Annotated in this window: 15 protein-coding genes; 10 read left to right on the top strand and 5 right to left on the bottom strand. The window is 39.3% G+C overall.

Annotation, left to right across the window (positions count from 1 at the left end):
• Positions 1–38 precede the first annotated feature (38 nt).
• Together J2T03_RS05305 and J2T03_RS05300 are read left to right on the top strand one after the other, a co-directional pair.
• On the top strand, positions 39–533 hold the full coding sequence (locus J2T03_RS05305) for a MarR family winged helix-turn-helix transcriptional regulator (protein WP_307209885.1): 495 nt from the start codon (positions 39–41) through the stop codon (positions 531–533).
• A complete protein-coding gene (locus tag J2T03_RS05300) occupies positions 530–1,294 on the top strand; it encodes a hypothetical protein (protein ID WP_307209883.1) in 765 nt (254 codons plus the stop codon). Before J2T03_RS05305 ends, J2T03_RS05300 begins: the two co-directional genes overlap by 4 nt.
• A 9-nt stretch (positions 1,295–1,303) precedes the next feature.
• Here J2T03_RS05300 and J2T03_RS05295 read toward each other — a convergent pair whose 3' ends face one another.
• A complete protein-coding gene (locus J2T03_RS05295) occupies positions 1,304–1,930 on the bottom strand; it encodes an RNA polymerase sigma factor (protein ID WP_306841920.1) in 627 nt (208 codons plus the stop codon).
• 241 nt (positions 1,931–2,171) lie between these two features.
• Between J2T03_RS05295 and J2T03_RS05290 the strand changes: the two genes are divergently transcribed.
• The 8 genes from J2T03_RS05290 to J2T03_RS05255 all read left to right on the top strand — a co-directional run bounded on the left by J2T03_RS05290 (position 2,172) and on the right by J2T03_RS05255 (position 11,717).
• Positions 2,172–3,113 (top strand): FecR family protein, encoded by a 942-nt coding sequence (locus tag J2T03_RS05290; protein ID WP_306841921.1) that lies wholly within the window; start codon positions 2,172–2,174, stop codon positions 3,111–3,113.
• A 58-nt stretch (positions 3,114–3,171) separates the two neighbouring features.
• The gene (locus tag J2T03_RS05285; protein ID WP_307209881.1) at positions 3,172–6,480 is read left to right on the top strand and encodes a TonB-dependent receptor; all 3,309 of its coding nucleotides are present in this window, start codon (positions 3,172–3,174) and stop codon (positions 6,478–6,480) included.
• Between the two features lie 35 nt (positions 6,481–6,515).
• Entirely contained in the window at positions 6,516–6,668 is a 153-nt protein-coding gene (locus J2T03_RS05280; protein ID WP_307209880.1) for a hypothetical protein, read from the top strand.
• A 112-nt stretch (positions 6,669–6,780) separates the two neighbouring features.
• Positions 6,781–8,100, top strand: a complete 1,320-nt coding sequence (locus J2T03_RS05275; RefSeq protein ID WP_307209877.1) for a hypothetical protein — start codon at positions 6,781–6,783, stop codon at positions 8,098–8,100.
• 69 nt (positions 8,101–8,169) lie between these two features.
• Entirely contained in the window at positions 8,170–9,096 is a 927-nt protein-coding gene (locus J2T03_RS05270; protein WP_307209875.1) for a T9SS-dependent choice-of-anchor J family protein, read from the top strand.
• A 209-nt stretch (positions 9,097–9,305) separates the two neighbouring features.
• A complete protein-coding gene (locus J2T03_RS05265) occupies positions 9,306–10,046 on the top strand; it encodes a hypothetical protein (RefSeq protein ID WP_307209873.1) in 741 nt (246 codons plus the stop codon).
• Positions 10,047–10,060: 14 nt separating this feature from the next.
• The gene (locus tag J2T03_RS05260) at positions 10,061–11,410 is read left to right on the top strand and encodes a S41 family peptidase (RefSeq protein WP_307209871.1); all 1,350 of its coding nucleotides are present in this window, start codon (positions 10,061–10,063) and stop codon (positions 11,408–11,410) included.
• Between the two features lie 34 nt (positions 11,411–11,444).
• A complete protein-coding gene (locus J2T03_RS05255; protein ID WP_306841934.1) occupies positions 11,445–11,717 on the top strand; it encodes a hypothetical protein in 273 nt (90 codons plus the stop codon).
• 116 nt (positions 11,718–11,833) lie between these two features.
• Here J2T03_RS05255 and J2T03_RS05250 read toward each other — a convergent pair whose 3' ends face one another.
• The 4 genes from J2T03_RS05250 to J2T03_RS05235 all read right to left on the bottom strand — a co-directional run bounded on the left by J2T03_RS05250 (position 11,834) and on the right by J2T03_RS05235 (position 16,834).
• Positions 11,834–12,865 (bottom strand): phytase, encoded by a 1,032-nt coding sequence (locus J2T03_RS05250; protein WP_307209870.1) that lies wholly within the window; start codon positions 12,863–12,865, stop codon positions 11,834–11,836.
• A 4-nt stretch (positions 12,866–12,869) separates the two neighbouring features.
• On the bottom strand, positions 12,870–15,680 hold the full coding sequence (locus tag J2T03_RS05245) for a TonB-dependent receptor (RefSeq protein ID WP_307209867.1): 2,811 nt from the start codon (positions 15,678–15,680) through the stop codon (positions 12,870–12,872).
• 210 nt (positions 15,681–15,890) lie between these two features.
• Entirely contained in the window at positions 15,891–16,247 is a 357-nt protein-coding gene (locus tag J2T03_RS05240) for a nuclear transport factor 2 family protein (RefSeq protein ID WP_307209865.1), read from the bottom strand.
• Between the two features lie 2 nt (positions 16,248–16,249).
• Complete coding sequence (locus J2T03_RS05235) at positions 16,250–16,834, bottom strand: FMN-dependent NADH-azoreductase (protein ID WP_307209863.1); 585 nt, start codon at positions 16,832–16,834, stop codon at positions 16,250–16,252.
• Positions 16,835–16,841: the final 7 nt, after the last annotated feature.

Here is a 16,841-nt window from a genome sequence, read left to right as displayed (position 1 = left end):
CTTTATAATTTATATATTTGCATTCAAACCATCAAGAAATGAATCAGGATTTTATTAAAGAATTAGGATATAAAGCACTGGACAGCAGATTAAAAAGAATAAGCGACCGGATGTCCCATGATGTCAGGAAATTCTATAAAGAGCAGAAAATAGATGTAGAACCTAACTGGTATCTTGTTTTTATGCTGCTTCAAAAAAATAAAGAAATGTCCATTATAGATATTGCAGAGCCTTTAGGATACTCTCATCCTTCAGTAGTCGCTATTGTAAAAAAAATGGCAGATAAAGGCTATCTGGTTATTAAAAAAGACCTTACAGACAAACGGAAACAGATGGTCTCGTTTACAGAAAAAGCAGTTAAAATGCTTCCACAGTTAGAGAAGGTCTGGGACAGCTGTGAGAAAGCTATCTTACAGATTCTTTCCGATGATCTGGCAATTTTTACTTATCTGGACGGTATAGATTCCCGTCTTAAAAACGAATCTTTTCACGAAAGGTTTAAAAACGAATACTTAAAAACAAATATCATATGAAAGCACTTATTTTTATTGCAGCACTTCTTTTCTCCAGCCTGACTGTTTCTGCAGCAGAGACCAAAATTATGATCAGGGCAAAAGCAAGAGATGCCAAATTTATAGGAAGTTCTCTGGGAGGTGCCCATATTATTGTACGGAACAAAGTAAACCGGCAGATCCTGGCAGAAGGGAATACAACAGGAAGCACGGGAAATACAGATCTGATTATGAAAGTAGCTAAAGCAAGGGGAGCTTCCATCACCGACTCCCAGACCGCTGGTTTTCTTGCATCCATAGATATTCATGAACCTACTTTCATCACCATTGAAATGATCTCTCCGCTGAACAATAAACAGGCACAAGCTGCTATCAGTACGGAGCTATGGCTGATTCCCGGAAAACATATTCTGGGTGACGGAATTATTCTAGAAGTTCCCGGATTTATTATTGACATACTGAAACCCAGGACCCACCAGTACATTCCTTTAAATACCATTAAAGGAAAACCTTTTCAGTTTCAGGCCAATATTGTCATGATGTGCGGATGTGTCATTGAAAAAGGTGGTGTCTGGAATTCCGACGAAATTGAAGTAAAAGGAATTCTTAAAAAAGACGGTAAATATATCAAAGAGGTTACCTTATCACTCATATCTACCAACCTGTTTGAAGGAAGTGATATGCTGAATATCCCCGGAAATTACGAACTTACCTTATATGCCTACCACGAGAAATCTGGGAATACAGGAGTAGATAAAGTAAATTATGTAGTTTATGAATAACTGTAGCCTTTAGTACTTCGTCAGTATTTCCATCAGCATTAGGATAGATACCAGTTTTTTAGAAGACTGGTATTCTGGATTCAGCTGTTCCCTTATTTCTCCCAAGGCTTTGCTTAATTTATTACTTACGGTCTTATTGCTGATGCCAAGAGCTTCAGCAGTTTCATCAACAGACATATTTCTTCTGATTCTCATATCATACACGCTTTGCTCCGTCGTGGGAAGCTGAGAAACTACCTCATCAATCATAGATAATAAAGCGGAAATCTCGTTTTCTTCAAGAATTTCGAAATATTCTGTGTCGGATATATTCATTTCTCCGGTAGGATCAAATTCATCAATACTAATCGTAGATGGTATCTTTTTCGAGCTGTTATAATGATCAATAATCCGGTAATGAAGATAACGCAGGAGGTAGCCTTTTGCACTTTCTGTGTCGTCGGTCTGTATAGAGGCCGTATCTTCCAGGATCTTTATCCAGAGATTCTGCAGCAGTTCTTCAGACATCTCTTTGTCTCTCGTCCTCATGAAAACAAAACGGTAAAGACTGTCCCAATACCGCTCATAGAACAGCATGAAAGCAGGACGGTCACCTGATTTTATCTTCTTTAATATCGTATAGTCTGTAAGCATCATATCGTTGTGACAAAATTACCTAAAGGAAAATTAACTTTTTATGAACTTTGGGGATTCTAAGATTAATTATTTCTGAAAGATATCCCCGGAATGTGAATCAAATGTTGAGAAAACAGCAAAATAAGTTAAAATTGTTAACAAGCTGGTCTTAATATGAATACAATATTAAGAACTGCTTGGGGAAGTTTTTCATTTTCACAGTCTTATAGATAGAAGTATCTGTGAATACATGAAATATTTTATGAAAAGCCAAAAAAATAAGAATACTGCAGCTTTTGTTTTTAAGCTCTGGCAAAGAGAAGTTTCTGAAGGGGAAATTTCCGAAAAAGAAAATGAAATTTTAAAACTGTGGAAAATCCGGACAGAAAAAGACCTGGACATAACCCATATGAATGAATCCAAAGAAAGGGTTTTATCTGCACTCGAACTGTATTTTATCAAACCTGCCAAAGAAGCTCCTCATCATTCACTGAAAAAATATGTATACACAGTGGCAGCGGCAATTATACTTCTGCTGTCTTTAGGCGGAATCCTTTATACTGCTTTTTTTAAACCGGATATCTATACTTCAGGCCCGGAAAACCGTAAAGTTTACCTGGCAGACGGTTCCATGGTAACATTGTTGAACGGTGCAGAACTCATAGTAGATAAGTCATTTCCCGCTTCCACAAGAATAGTGAACCTGAAAGGAGATGCCATATTTTCTGTGGCAAAATCAAAAAACCACCCATTTATTGTACATGCGGATGGTTTCAGTACCAAAGTTTTGGGAACTGTTTTTAAAATTTCACAGTCTGGAAAAGATAAATCCGTACAGCTTTATGAAGGAAAAGTTGCTGTTTCCTATGCCGGCGTTCCTGTTTCTTACCTGAAGCCTAACCAGAAGTGGACAAATTTCGGGATAGCCCATACCGCCGCCGTAATTTCACTTGTTACAGAAAAAAAACCAGGAAAACTGAAAACAGAACTGTTGTCATTAAGCTTCAACGATGTGTCCTTTAAAGAAGTGGCAGATGTGATGCAGAATAGTTACAAGATCAGGATCATGTATCCCAAAGAAACTGCAGAAAAAAGGATCACAGCAGATTTCACAGGAGGCTCAGCCGATGAAAATATGGAAGCGCTGGCCTTTATATTGGGACTGGAGGTACATAAAGAAGATCATATATACACCCTGAAATAACCTACCTACATAGAATTAACACTAAAAAAATAAAACTTTTAAAAGAGAAATTGAACATATGAAAAGATTGAAATGCGGTCTTACCGTTGCGGCAGTATTCTTTACAGTAGCAGCTGAAGCTCAGGAACTGGTTCAGAAAGTATCATTTTCAGTGCCGGCAAGCAGACCTCTTATTGAGGTTCTGGAAGATTTTGCCGGAAAAACGGGAATGAGACTGGCCTATTCTAAGGTGGATATTAAAGAGCTGAAGGTAAAAGGCGTAAAATGTGAGAATACTTCTGTTAATAACTGTCTTAAAGATATTACAAACGGGCTTCCGGTGGCATTTCGCCTTCATGGGGATCTTATTTCAATAAAATATGAAGGAACAAGCATTTCTGTAACGGGAGACGGACGGATCAGCGGAAAGATCGTGAATGAAGTAGGGAATCCTGTGGCCGGAGCTGAGGTGACGGTTGCTAAAAAGACTGTACTTACAGATAATAACGGGGATTTCGTGGTAGATCTTCCTTCCGGAATATATACTTTAACCGTAAAAGCTTCAAAATACAGTCCGCTGCGGGTAGAAAAACTTTCAGTCAATACTAATGAAACCAATACGGTCTCATTTGCGATGAAACAGGCTCCGGACAAAATAACGGACATCCGGGAAGTAGTCATTACCGGAACCAGAAAAGCAGATACCCAGGCAGGACTTCTTGCCCAACAGAAAAAAGCAGCCCAGATGAGTGACGGGATCTCAGCTGAGCAAATCTCCAAAACTCCTGACAGTGATGTGGGAGGAACCCTTAAAAGAGTAACAGGAATAACGACCATAGACAACAAATATGTAGTGGTCCGGTCTATGGGAGAACGCTGGAATACAGCAGCTATGGACGGAATCAACCTTCCCAGTACAGAGGCTTACAACCAGAATTTTTCATTTGATATTATTCCTACCGCCATGGTGGAAAGCATTGTAGTCAGCAAAACGGCAACACCGGATATGAATGCCAGCTTTGCAGGAGGCTATGTTGAGGTAAGAACCAAAGATATTCCCAATGAAAATTTTACGACGGTAAGCATGGGAACTTCCTATAATGACCAGTCGGCGTTTAAAGAATTTCTGACCCGCAAACGTGGAAAGTATGATTATTTCGGATATGATGACGGAACAAGAGATTTTCCCAAAGGTCTTGAAGCTACAGACTGGAATAATCCTTTGTTTTTTGAGCAGTCCAAAAGATTTACAAATGATAATTTTTCCACCTTCAGTACGACAGGGGATATGGGATCCAATATACAGGTAGCATTGGGAAGGTCATTTGCACTCAAAAATAATAACAAATGGGGTTTTGCCGGAGCATTTACGGTAAGAAATGAGCAGAATAAGTTAGATATCGATCATACAGGAAGGGGAAACTGGCTGGACACCACAGCACCGTATGACCCTAACTGGCAGGAGAATGGAACAAGCCCGATTGTATTTTACAATTTCAAAAATAAAGGAGCTTCATACAATTATAACTCAACAGTAGCAGGAATGCTTAATTTCGGATTACAGCTCGGGAAAAACAGAATTTCCTTCCGTAATTCCTACACTCATATTTATGATAATACCCTGACAAGAATAACCGGATGGAATGAATACACAGGAGGAAGCGGAATGGCCGCCAATGCTGAAGCATCCTATAATTATTTCTATAACGGAATTATTCCTAATAATAACCCTGCACAGATCAAGGATCTGGACAGACCTTATACCGATAATACCAATTATCCTATTTATCAGACACTTTTGCAGAACAAGCTCGAAGGAAACCACAAAGTTGGAAATGCGGAAATTAACTGGTTTGCAGCAAGGACAGGAGTAAAATCTGATACCAAAGACTATACGCAGTACCTGAGCCAATATGACTTCATTGGAAGTGAGATTCTTGAATATCATAATATATACAATTCGGCATCTAATTTTTACAGGGGATATATCGCCAATAAAGAAACAGACTATAACTATGGAGCTTCCATTAAATGGAATATAGATAAGGGAAATTTTAAAAATGATATTAAAGCCGGTTATGCCGGTGTCATAAAAAATAATACCAATCAACAGGAGAAGTTTTTTTTAAGAGTGGATGAAAACAGGGATGTTCCGAATAATGTAAAAGGCCTTTTAACGATGTATGGTTCTTTGTCCCAGTGGTTTGATGGCTCCAAATATGTTCCGGGAGGAATAGGCTGGCAAACCAGGCCACTGTACAAGGATAACAAATATGAAGGGAAAGTAACCCAAAATGCCTTTTATGTTATGTTTGACAACCGCTGGAAGAATACATTCAGATTAGTTTGGGGTCTTCGTGCAGAATATTTTAAATATGATCTTATCTCTCAACAATTAGACCTTTCGGATAATCAAACGGTTAAAAAAGAGCCCATAGATGATAAACCGTGGCAGTGGATGCCTTCCGTAAATTTCACATACAGCCCTACCAACAAGATCAACATAAGACTTGCCTACAATAAAACGGTAATCCGCCCTCAATTCAATGAGAGAACAGGGCTGCCTTACTTTGATCCGGTAGCAAACGGTTTGATTTATAACACGGAAATGACCTCATCGGTAGTCAAAAACTATGATTTCAAATTTGAGTGGTTTCCCGGATTGGGAGAAATATTTTCCGCCGGACTTTATTACAAGGATATTGACAGACCTATTGAGCGTGAAGGACGTCTTTCGAACGAAGGAAATCTTTTCCTGTATAATGGAAACTCTAAAAATGCAAAGCTGAAAGGGGTAGAAGTGGAAGTCCGGAAAAACCTGGGATTTATTGCTGAAGAATCTTTTTTGGAAAAGCTTTTTGTAAGTGGAAATTTCACCTATAACACGACAAAGATAATTGCCTTCAAAGATCAGTACAAAACAGGAGAGAATGGAGAAACCTATGAAGTGGAAAGACCGCTGTACGGGCAGACTCCTTATGCCTACAATTTAGGAATGACCTATGATGGAGGACGTTTAGGTGCCAGCTTTTTATACAATGCCAAGGGCGATCAGTACATCACGGTAGGGTATGACTATAACGGGGAAGAAATACAGCGCCCATATGCCGTTGCAGATGCTCAGATTTCCTATAAATTCCTGAGAAATAGGAATCTGGAAGTGAAGTTTAATGTCAAAAACCTTTTCAACAGAGTGAAAGAGTTTTATAATAATTTCAATTCCTATTCAGTGCCGAATGGATCCGGAGGAAGCAACATATCTACAGACAGGGAGGCATGGAAGCTTCTGCCGGGAGCCACAGACAAATATGACAAAGATATCGACAAGATTACATTCCGGGCTTATAGCGGAAGGATATTCGGGTTAAGTGTGAATTATACATTCTAAAGACATTATAAAAAACAGAATAAAAGAGCTCATTGATGCAATGTACAGGTTTCGGAATCCTGAATACGACCCGGATCAATACTGATGATGCGCACAGCAGTACCGGATCAGATAAAAACCGGACGTTGCTGTTTTTTTCCGGACAGCAGCGGATAAGCAGGAAACCCCGGCAGGACAGCTCCTCCTGAAATGCAGGGTGAAAATAAAACCAAATCGAAGGAATATAGAGGCGGATATTCCTAAATATTAAAATTTCCGGTTATAAAAATAACATTACTGGATCTACTAAAAATTATAACAATGAAAAAACTAACTTTAATTGCTGTTGCAGCATTATCCCTTACTGCTTGCCAAAATGATCATTTAGCGGATTCTTCTACACCATTCGAAATGCAGTCTGCTTCTGCTGAATATATTACGGCTTCTTCACTTCCGGTAACAACCGTAAGTGGTGACATCACTACAAACACTACATGGAGCGGTGTGGTAGAACTTAACGGTATCGTTACAGTAAAGAATGGTGCTAAATTAACAATCCAGCCAGGAACTTTCATTAAAGCAAAACCAAACACTACGAATACACCTACAGGAGTTCTTGTGATTTCTAAAACCGGTAAAATAGATGCTACCGGTACAGCAACACAGCCTATTATTTTTACAAGTTATAAACTGTTAGACGGAGACGAAAATACAACGGCTGCTCCTGGTGATTTTGGTGGTGTTATTATGTTAGGGGATGCCCCGGCAAACACAGCTGATACTAAGACTATCGAAGGATTAAGTGGTTCTGATTTTTATTACGGAGGTACTAATTCTGCTCACAACGGAGGTATATTGAAATATGTTCGTATTGAATTTGCAGGATTTGATCTTTTAGCTCCAAATTCAGGAAATGAGATCAATGGTCTTACTTTAGGAGCTGTAGGAAACGGAACTACATTAGATCACATCCAGGTATCTTACGGAAAAGATGACTCTTTTGAGTTCTTCGGAGGTACTGTGAATGCATCTAATCTTGTTTCTTTTGCTCCGGATGATGATAACTTTGACTTTGACAACGGATACACGGGAACAATTACTTGTGCACTTGCTTTAGCAGACAACAATTCTACGCACAGTCTTAGTGGTGGTGTTTCTGATACCAACGGTATCGAATTGGATAACAATTCAACGGGTACGGCTACGCCACTTATTACAAATCCTGTGATCAACAATCTTACGATCGTAGGATCACGTACTAATGTGTTGTATACCAACCCTACGCCGCCGCCTTCAGGATCATTATATGAAAATGGTATCCACATCAGAAGAACTGGAAAGCTAACGTTGAATAACACTGTTGTAACAGGATATCCTGTAGGAATCAAAGTAGAAGGTACAGGTTCTGAACTGTCTTCAGCTTCTACTTTAAGCACAATCAAGGTACATGGATTTACAACTTCTGTTACAGGTACAGGAACTGCGGGAATCCCTGCTGCCAACCTACTGGTAGGAAGTACAGCTTCAGCTTGGGGAATGACTCAGCCATTCTTCAATGTAGGACCATGGAACGTGGCACCTAGAAACTGTGGAGACTTCCAGGGAACTTGGACGAAATATAACTTCTCTATTGTAGAATAATTTTAAATGCAGGGAAAGCTTCCATGTCTTTCCCTGCTTTTATTTTTTAAATCTCTAATAATCTGTATTATGAAAAAACTATTTTTATTATCTGTTGCATTGCTTTCACAGGCGGCTGCTGCGCAGTCTCTGGTATGGAGCAATTCTTTTGATACCCCTGCTGATCTTCAGGGATGGACTACCCATGATCTGAACAATAATGGAAACGGATGGGTTCAGGGACAGAATATTTATTTTAACGGGACCAATGCCCTTACTTATGGAACTGCAGGAGTTCTTAGGTATTCAGTAAGTCTGGTTCCAACTGGGAATGTTGCCGGTTTTGCTACTGAAAACGACTGGATTATTTCGCCGCCGATTGATCTGCAGGGAGCAGCAGGAACAATCAGTCTGGCCGCTTATATCGGAAGACAGAGAACAACCCATTTTAATGTTGGGCGTGATCTGTTTATTTATGTGAGCACCCCTCAGAAACCGGTTCCGGAATTGGCTGATTTCCAGGCTATGACCGTGGATGCAGGCGGGAATGATATTCCAAGTCCTTACAGCATCATTGCAGGAACTGTGGCTAACCCTTTTCCTAATGATCTGACTCAGTTTAACGAAAGTATTGTTGATATTTCAGCCTTTGCGGGTAAAAAGATCTATATCGGAATTTGGTCGAACAGAAAACCAAGCGGTAATAATCTGCAGAATATCAATATCGATGAAATGGCGATTTATGCTTCCACGTTCCTGGACACAAAAGAAATAAAGAAGAAAGAAAATTTAACGAAAATCGAAGAAAATCCGGTAAAGGAATTTCTTCAGCTACAATTAAACCCAAGTTTTAAAGAACCTATGACTGTGGTTTCTATTTATAATATGGCCGGGCAGAAAGTACTTTCAGCGCAATACACCAGATCTTTCAATGTAGCATTATTGAAGGCCGGAATGTACATTGCTGAAGTTTCTGACGGAAAAACAACGGAGAAACTGAAATTTATTAAAAAATAATCACACCGTATATCCACTTAGCCCTCAGAGTATTCTGCAGGAATTAACCATGAAAACTTAATCGATCAAAACAGGTTTAAAGCTTTTCCGCAAAACCGTTTGATTATAAACATATCCAACTTAGTTTTTTATAATTATCCTGTTGTCCTGTACTTTCACCGGACAGGACAACATTTCTGAGTTAGATTTTTTAATTTAAAATAATATAAATGAATAAGTTCATTGCACTCGTATTTTTTACATTACTTATTTCCTGTTCAGACAGCAGCATTATGCAGCCGTTTGATAAGTCACAGAAGCCTGCTGAGGTTAACATAAAAGGATATTCCAAACCGGATATTATCCAGCTGAGACTTAACGGAAGCCCTATATCTATCGATGGAAACACTTCTTATACCAATAAAATAGAGACCAGACTTGATTTTGTTCTGGATGAAGGAGAAACAAACAGACTTGGGATCTACAATAATGAAACGGGTACTGAAATTGCCCATTACAATATCACTTACGACAATGTCAGTGATTATAAAACCCTGAATTTTTTCAATCTTCCGGGGATTTTTCTTCAGGCATCTGCTGTTAAACCGCAGATCAATCTGGGAAAAGTAGGTTTTGAATTCATTTTCCCCAATTTAGGAGAATACTCAGGGAGTTCACTGACTAATGTGAAAGGGATTCTGAAAAGAGAAAATGGAGCAGTGCTTGCAGAATTTGCCGATATCGGAAAGAAAAATTTTACTGAGGTAAAGATCTATAATTTTTTCAGCAATACAGCTCCTGTATACCTTGAACTGTATAAGCCGGATAGCAATACCCCGTATACCGGATCTGAAATCATTAAAGTAAAATTAAAGCAGGATATAGGAGCCAATCTTATCATTCTACAGGAAAAAATGGAAAATGGTATTCTCACTGTTAAAGGAGAGGTTGATGTGGCAGATTATCTTTAATGTAAGCCGGTTTTATGAGAAAATATTTTAATTTTCTATTGCTGTTTGCTGCAGCATCTGTCTTGATCTTATCATGCAATCGGAATGATGATGAGGGTGTTCCGCGTTTTCCGGAAGGAAGCAGGGAGTCTGTAAACCAATGGGTGCAGGACAGCATGAAAAGATACTATTACTGGGCAGACCAAATGCCCGCCAAACCGGATTACCATTTACCGGTGAAGGATTTTTTTAAAAGCCTTTTATCCTCACAGGACAGGTTTTCATTTGCTGTAGATAGCAAGGATCCTTCTTCTTATCCGCGTTCTGTCCGGAATATGTATGGCTTTGATTATACAGTCATACAGCTCGCTGATGGCAGTGTTGTAACCACCGTAAAGCTTGTTATGAAAAACTCTCCGGCATTCAATTCCGGTCTGGAAAGAGGGATGATGATCACGAAGATCAACGGTAAAGCAATTACTGCAGCTAATGCAGAAGAATTGACATCATCAATTAAAGATCAGACAGTCATAGAATTAACAGTTGGGAACTGGGAAAATGATACTGTTGTAAATGAAAAGAACATCACAGTCTATTACGGGTATTCCTTTGAACAGCCTCTGGAATCTAAAATATTTGAAAAAAACGGAAAAAAGACAGGATATCTTTACATTTATGATTTTCCGGACGGAATGACCCCTGCCCTGAATCAGAAATTTGCCGCATTCAAAGCAGCCGGAATACAGGAACTTATTATCGATATCCGGTACAATTATGGAGGATCCGTGGCTTCAGCAGCGGCACTTTGCTCATTGATCCCTTCCGGAATTTCTTCATCCTCACCATTTATTATCTACAAGGGAAATAAAAACGGAGGTGAAGTCAAACGGACATTTGCCCAGCAGATCAACTATGATTCTAATGCCCTTGATTTTAATACTCTGCATGTGAATGCTTTGGGATTAAGTAAAGCTTATATTCTTACCTCAACCAGTACGGCATCAGCCTCGGAGATCGTGATCAATAACCTTAAACCCTATATGCAGGTCATTCAGGTGGGAGGTGTGACATTGGGGAAAGATATGGCCGGATTTATGGTGGAAGACAAAAGGAATCCTAAAAAAATATCGTGGCAGCTTCATCCGGTTATTTATAAAGTGTTCAATGCGAATGGGGAAGGAGCTTACGGCAATGGAATTTCTCCACAGATTGCAGCCAGTGAATATGCTTCGCTGCCACTGCTTCCCCTGGGAGATCCGGAAGAAACCTTGATCTCATCCGCGCTGAACAATATTTACTCAAAATCAGCAGGCAAGAATGCTTTGGATAAAAGTGTTAAGATTTTATTTCAGAGTGATACGCCTTCTGCAGCCATCGGAAAGTGACCATTTTTTAATTTTTTAATACATACCAACAGCTATGCAGGGAATAGAACCAAAATTTCACAGCAGCATTACAGACCGTATGGAATATTACCGTGGTCTGTTGAAAAAAGCAGCCGGAGATCCGGATATTCAGCCTTCCGATATGATTTCAAAGGTCTCGGAATTAAGTGAATTGTATGAAGATTATCTGGCTCAAAAAAAACAACTGGAAAGAAGCATAAAAAATTACAGACAGTATCACAATGATCTGCGAAAACAACTGACCTTGCGGGTCCGGGAATTGAAAAGAAAGGTAAAACAGAGGTGATTTTTAACAAAATACTCATTAAAATTGGCACATGTCAACAGTGAATAATAAAACCATTGGCAGAACAATGGTTTTATTTTTGATATTTAAGAATTACTCTATTTATAGAAACAGTATCACTTTCCAGTATTCTGAGCCTTTTTAATCCTTTCCTCAATCACCTTCCAATCATAAAAATGGAAAACCCTGCCATTGCTCATGGCGACAAATACCCCCTTCGGAAAATTGGGTCCTAGATTCACATTCGTTACTTCGGAACCGTCACTTTCACTGGTGGAAACCGGAATTTCAGCAATTCTTCCTTTGGCGGGATCTTCTCTCAGATACACGTTGAAGGTATCCTTCTGCTGGTTGGAAACCAGAATATATCCTGTTTTTTCTGAAGTAGGATAAATAGAGATTCCTTCCACATCAGATTTAAAATCATTTTTTCCAAAGACGAGAAGCTCCTCATTTCCTTTGGCCGGATCTGCATCATACTGATGCACCCCGAACTGCTCATCAGAATAATAAATATAGCCCATTTCATCATCTACAGCGATACTTTCAATCTCTTTCAGTCCGCTGTATTTTCCGAACTTCCGGATGACCTTGCCTGTTATTTTTCCTTCTTTTTCAGAAAGCTTGTACTGCCACAGATACCCATCCGCCGGGCCGGATTTTCTTCCCACAACAGCATGGATTTCTCCTGATGCTGGATTTCGGTACATGGAAATTCCCATCGGATCGCGTTCCGTTTCACCGTCAAATACTGTAAATTTACCTACTTCCTTCAGGTCAGGAAGACTGTAAAGCTTTACTGTATTGGTTTCTCTTTCTGTAACCGCAGCAATATCCGTTTTTTTTTCGTTCAGCATAAAGCCGTATTCAATATCTACATTGTTCGGACGTTTTAATCCTAAGACTTTATTGACGATTTTTCCATTCAGGTCAAAAGCGTACAGTCCGCCGTCAGTATCTTTATCTGTCCCGATAATAATGCTTTTGGAAGCATCCGCAGGATTGATCCAGATGGCAGGATCATCAGTATCGTGAACTACCGTTTCTGTAATAACAGAAGGTTTTATATTTTTTCCTAAATTTTGCGTGCTGCAGCTCACCACAAGAGGTAAAACTGATATCGTTATAATAAATGGTAACTTTTTCATACGTTTAAAAATCAAATTTCAATCCTAAAGTGAATCTCGGCTTGTAATATTCCACCTGTGCAGTTCTGCTTTGGATTCCCTGATAATACCGTAACGGTTGGTTCGTCAGATTATTGGCTTCGGCAAAAACCCTGAGCTGGCTTGTAATTTTATAAGATGCATTTGCATCAAGGAAAACCTGCTTGTCATAATAACGGTCTTCAAATGATTTTCCACCCAGTTCATCAATATAATCGGACGCGTAATTCATAGAAACCCTTGCCGAGAAACGTTTATTTTCCCAAGAAAGAGATCCGTTGAACATATGCGGTGCAGCGCCCGGAAGTCCTACATCTGTTCTTTCCACGCCATCTTCATTTGTGATTCCTTTCGCTTTTGATTTGGTGTACGTATAATTGACATATACTCCAAGACCTTTCCAGAATGCTCCCGGAATAAAGTCGAGCTGACGTTGAAGGGCCACTTCAAAACCGTAAATATCTACATGGTCACCATTGCGCTGCTGTGTAAAGCTCCAGTTATTTTCTCCGGCAGGAATAGGATTGGATTGGCCTGCAAAATCATTCGAAAAATCACCCGATGTATAATTTCTTCTCGAATAGGTATAAATAAAATCCTTAAGGTTCTTAAAAAAAATACCTCCTGAAAGAATACCCACAGATTTAAAGTATTTCTCTGCCATAAAATCAAAATTATAGGCATACGTTGCCTTTAAATCCGGATTTCCCGCCGCAATGGTTTCATCCCCGGAAATAACGTTAAGATAGGGAACCAGTGAATAATAATTCGGGCGTGCCAAAGCTGTTGTAAATGCTGCCCGCAATATAAAATCCTGAACAGGGACATATTTGAAGGATAAATTCGGAAGCACATTAGTGTAGGTATTCGTACGATTGATCTTTCCTGCCAGATCTTCCTCGTCCAGCACATAATTTCCGGTATAGTCAATTTTTGTGGTTTCAATACGGGCTCCTGCAATCATTGAGAAGGTATCACTAAAGTCCTGGTCCCATCTGATGTATCCGGCATAGATATTTTCTTTGGCTGTATAATTACTCGAAAGGAATTCTTCCGGCTTCAGCTCACCTTTAAATAAATTGGAATTAAACAGATCTAGACCACCAATGTATGAAGGATCTACGAAAGTTCCCGGAACATAATTTCCCGGCTGAAAGTTTTGACCGTCAAAATGAACAGTAGGAATAGATAACAGGCTTCCCATGTCATTCAAAGGCTCAAAAGCATAATAATCATTGTTCCGTTCTTTTTCCTTTAAACGAAGACGTAAACCTGTGCGAAGTCTGCCTTTCTGGTTTTCGATCACGGAAAACGGAAAACGGACATTGACCTTCGCCCCAAATTCTTTTTCCTGTGTAAAACTGTTGGAATCTGAAAGGTCACTTAGCTCATAAACTCCTAAATTATCAGCAGAAAGGGGAGTGATCATCGGTCTTTCCGGATCGCTGAGGTCTGAAGAGAAATTCATCTTTCCATTCTCAAACTCTATATAACGCTCATGTGGCTTCTTTTCGCTGGCCGTTGCATAGTTCATGGACCAGTCAAGATCAATCTTCGAACCCAGAAGATGTTCCCCTCTTAAAGCATAGTTCTGTACTTTCTGTCTTTCCAGACGTGTGTTGTCATTATCCGCATCTCCGCCTTTATTCTGTCTTGTGATGCTGCCTTTCCAGCCTGTAATTTCCGTTTCATCATCATTATAGACCGGCTTTATTTTATAGCCTAATGCAAACCTGTTCTCTTTGTCCGTTCTAAAATTGTACATTGCTGAAGCATAGATCTTATTTTTAGAATTGAATTCATAATCCATATTCAGATCAAAACTGTGTCTTATGCGGTGCTCATTATAATAGCGGACTCCCATTTTGCTGATGTAAACAGTCTGTGCGGCATCATCTGCAATGCTCCATGTCGGTTCAATATTATCCGAGCCAAAATTGTTATTGTTATAGGAAAAACTGAAAACAGCCCCCAGCTTTTTATTCAAAAAACGGTTTCCATACACAAAGCCTGCTGTATAATTGCCTTTTTCACGGATGGGATTGTAACCCCCGGCCAGAGTTGCAGAAATTCTCTGCCCGTTAGGTGAAGCCCTCGTGATAAGGTTGACAGAACCACCGATAGCATCAGCATCCATATCCGGGGTCAGGGTTTTATTAACTTCGATCGTGGAGATCATATCTGAAGGAATCAGATCCATCTGAACATTCCTGTTATCACCTTCTGCAGACGGAATTCTGTCTCCATTCAGTGTTACAGAATTTAGATTAGGGGCAAGACCTCTGATGATAAGATTCCTGGCTTCTCCCTGGTCATTCTGTATTGTAATACCGGGAACGCGTTTCAAAGCATCACCGATATTGGCATCAGGAAAACGTCCGATCTGGTCGGATGAGATCACATTGGTGATATTGGCATTGTTTTTCTGCTTATTTAATGCTCTTGCCTGGTTTTTTAGTGTGGCTCCGCTTACAACTACTTCTGCAATTGCTGTTTCTTTTCTTGCAAAAATGATATTCTGTCTTGTATTTTTTTCAGATTCAACTGTTACATTGTATTCGCTGGTTCCATAGCCCAGGTAATCTACTGTCATGGTATAACTTCCTGCAGGAACATTCAGGAAAACAAAATTACCATGATCGTCCGAAGTTGTATAGATATTTCCCGGAGCTAGAGAGATCTTGGCGCCCGGAAGGGATAGTTTGGAATCATCATTGATATTTCCGGAAAGAGTACCGGTTTGTGCATAAAAAAAGATGGATGCACAAAATAAAACAGAGGTAAATATTTTCTTCACTTTATACAGTATATTAGATTTGAACAAAATTAAACGTCTGTTTGGAAATTAACCGGAAATGTAGATTACGATTGTTTTAAGGATTTATGAACAGATACATGAGGACTGCTTTCCCGTAAAGTGATAAAACATCACTGGCAGAATCTTTATATTAAAAAAAGCTGCATCAAAAGTATCAATCCTTTGACACAGCCTTTTTGCTGTTATTTCTTATTTCTGTTCTATTAAAGGAACGTTAGTGATTACTTTCCATTCCCCGTTCTCCCGGACACAGGTTATAAGCGATGAAAATCTGAGAGCCGAACTTTCCAGGGAAACCTGAGCGTACGCAATATTATTTTTCTGTTTCAAAGAATGGTAAAGAATTGTTCTCGGTTTCCCACCAAAAATTTTATCGTGAACCAGTTGAATATACTCTTCTTTAGAAATGATGAAAATTCCAGGTTGGTCAAAAAATCCGTCCTGTATGTTTTGGTAATTTTGATGAAGAGCCTGCTCTAAAAGGCTGATATCACCAGTATCACCACCTTTGATAAAGGTTTCTATAGCTTGCCTGATCTCTTCCATGATTAATTTAAATATTTAAAAATTGAGGTTTCTATTAATTCTGTTTTCTTTGAAATCTGATCAGAGGTAGCAGTGCCTTCCAAAGGAAAATAGCTGATGTCAGTAATTCCCAGATGATTTAAGATGCTGGTTAAATGAATTTCAAGAGGATTCATTCCGCCGGGTAAAGAGTGAACACCGCCCATGACAGAAATGATATGCGCTTTCTTCTCTGAAAGCAGTCCTTTGATGCCATGGTCATAGGTAAACGTTTTCTTAGTCCTGATTACAAGGTCAAAATAAGCTTTCAGCGAAGAGGGAATCCCGTAATTATACATAGGGCAGGTGATCAGTATTTCACTGCTTTTGTAAAGCTCATCAATTAATTTGTCAGATAGTAGCAGATCTTCGGTATAAAGATTTTCATTTGAAAATGCATCGAAAGTCTGCTGGGTAAGGTGAGGTGTCATTTTTCTGGCGGTATCTCTTTCAATAACCGATCCTTCCGGATGTTTCAGGATCCACTGTTTTACAAAATAATCGCCCATACGGCGTGAATAGGAATCTTTAATCCTAAGGCTGCTGTCGATTCGGAGGAGTGTGTTCATACTTTTT

Source organism: Chryseobacterium lathyri (assembly GCF_030812195.1).
GTDB lineage: Bacteria > Bacteroidota > Bacteroidia > Flavobacteriales > Weeksellaceae > Chryseobacterium > Chryseobacterium lathyri_A.
This window is presented reverse-complemented; position numbering and strand designations above follow the sequence as displayed.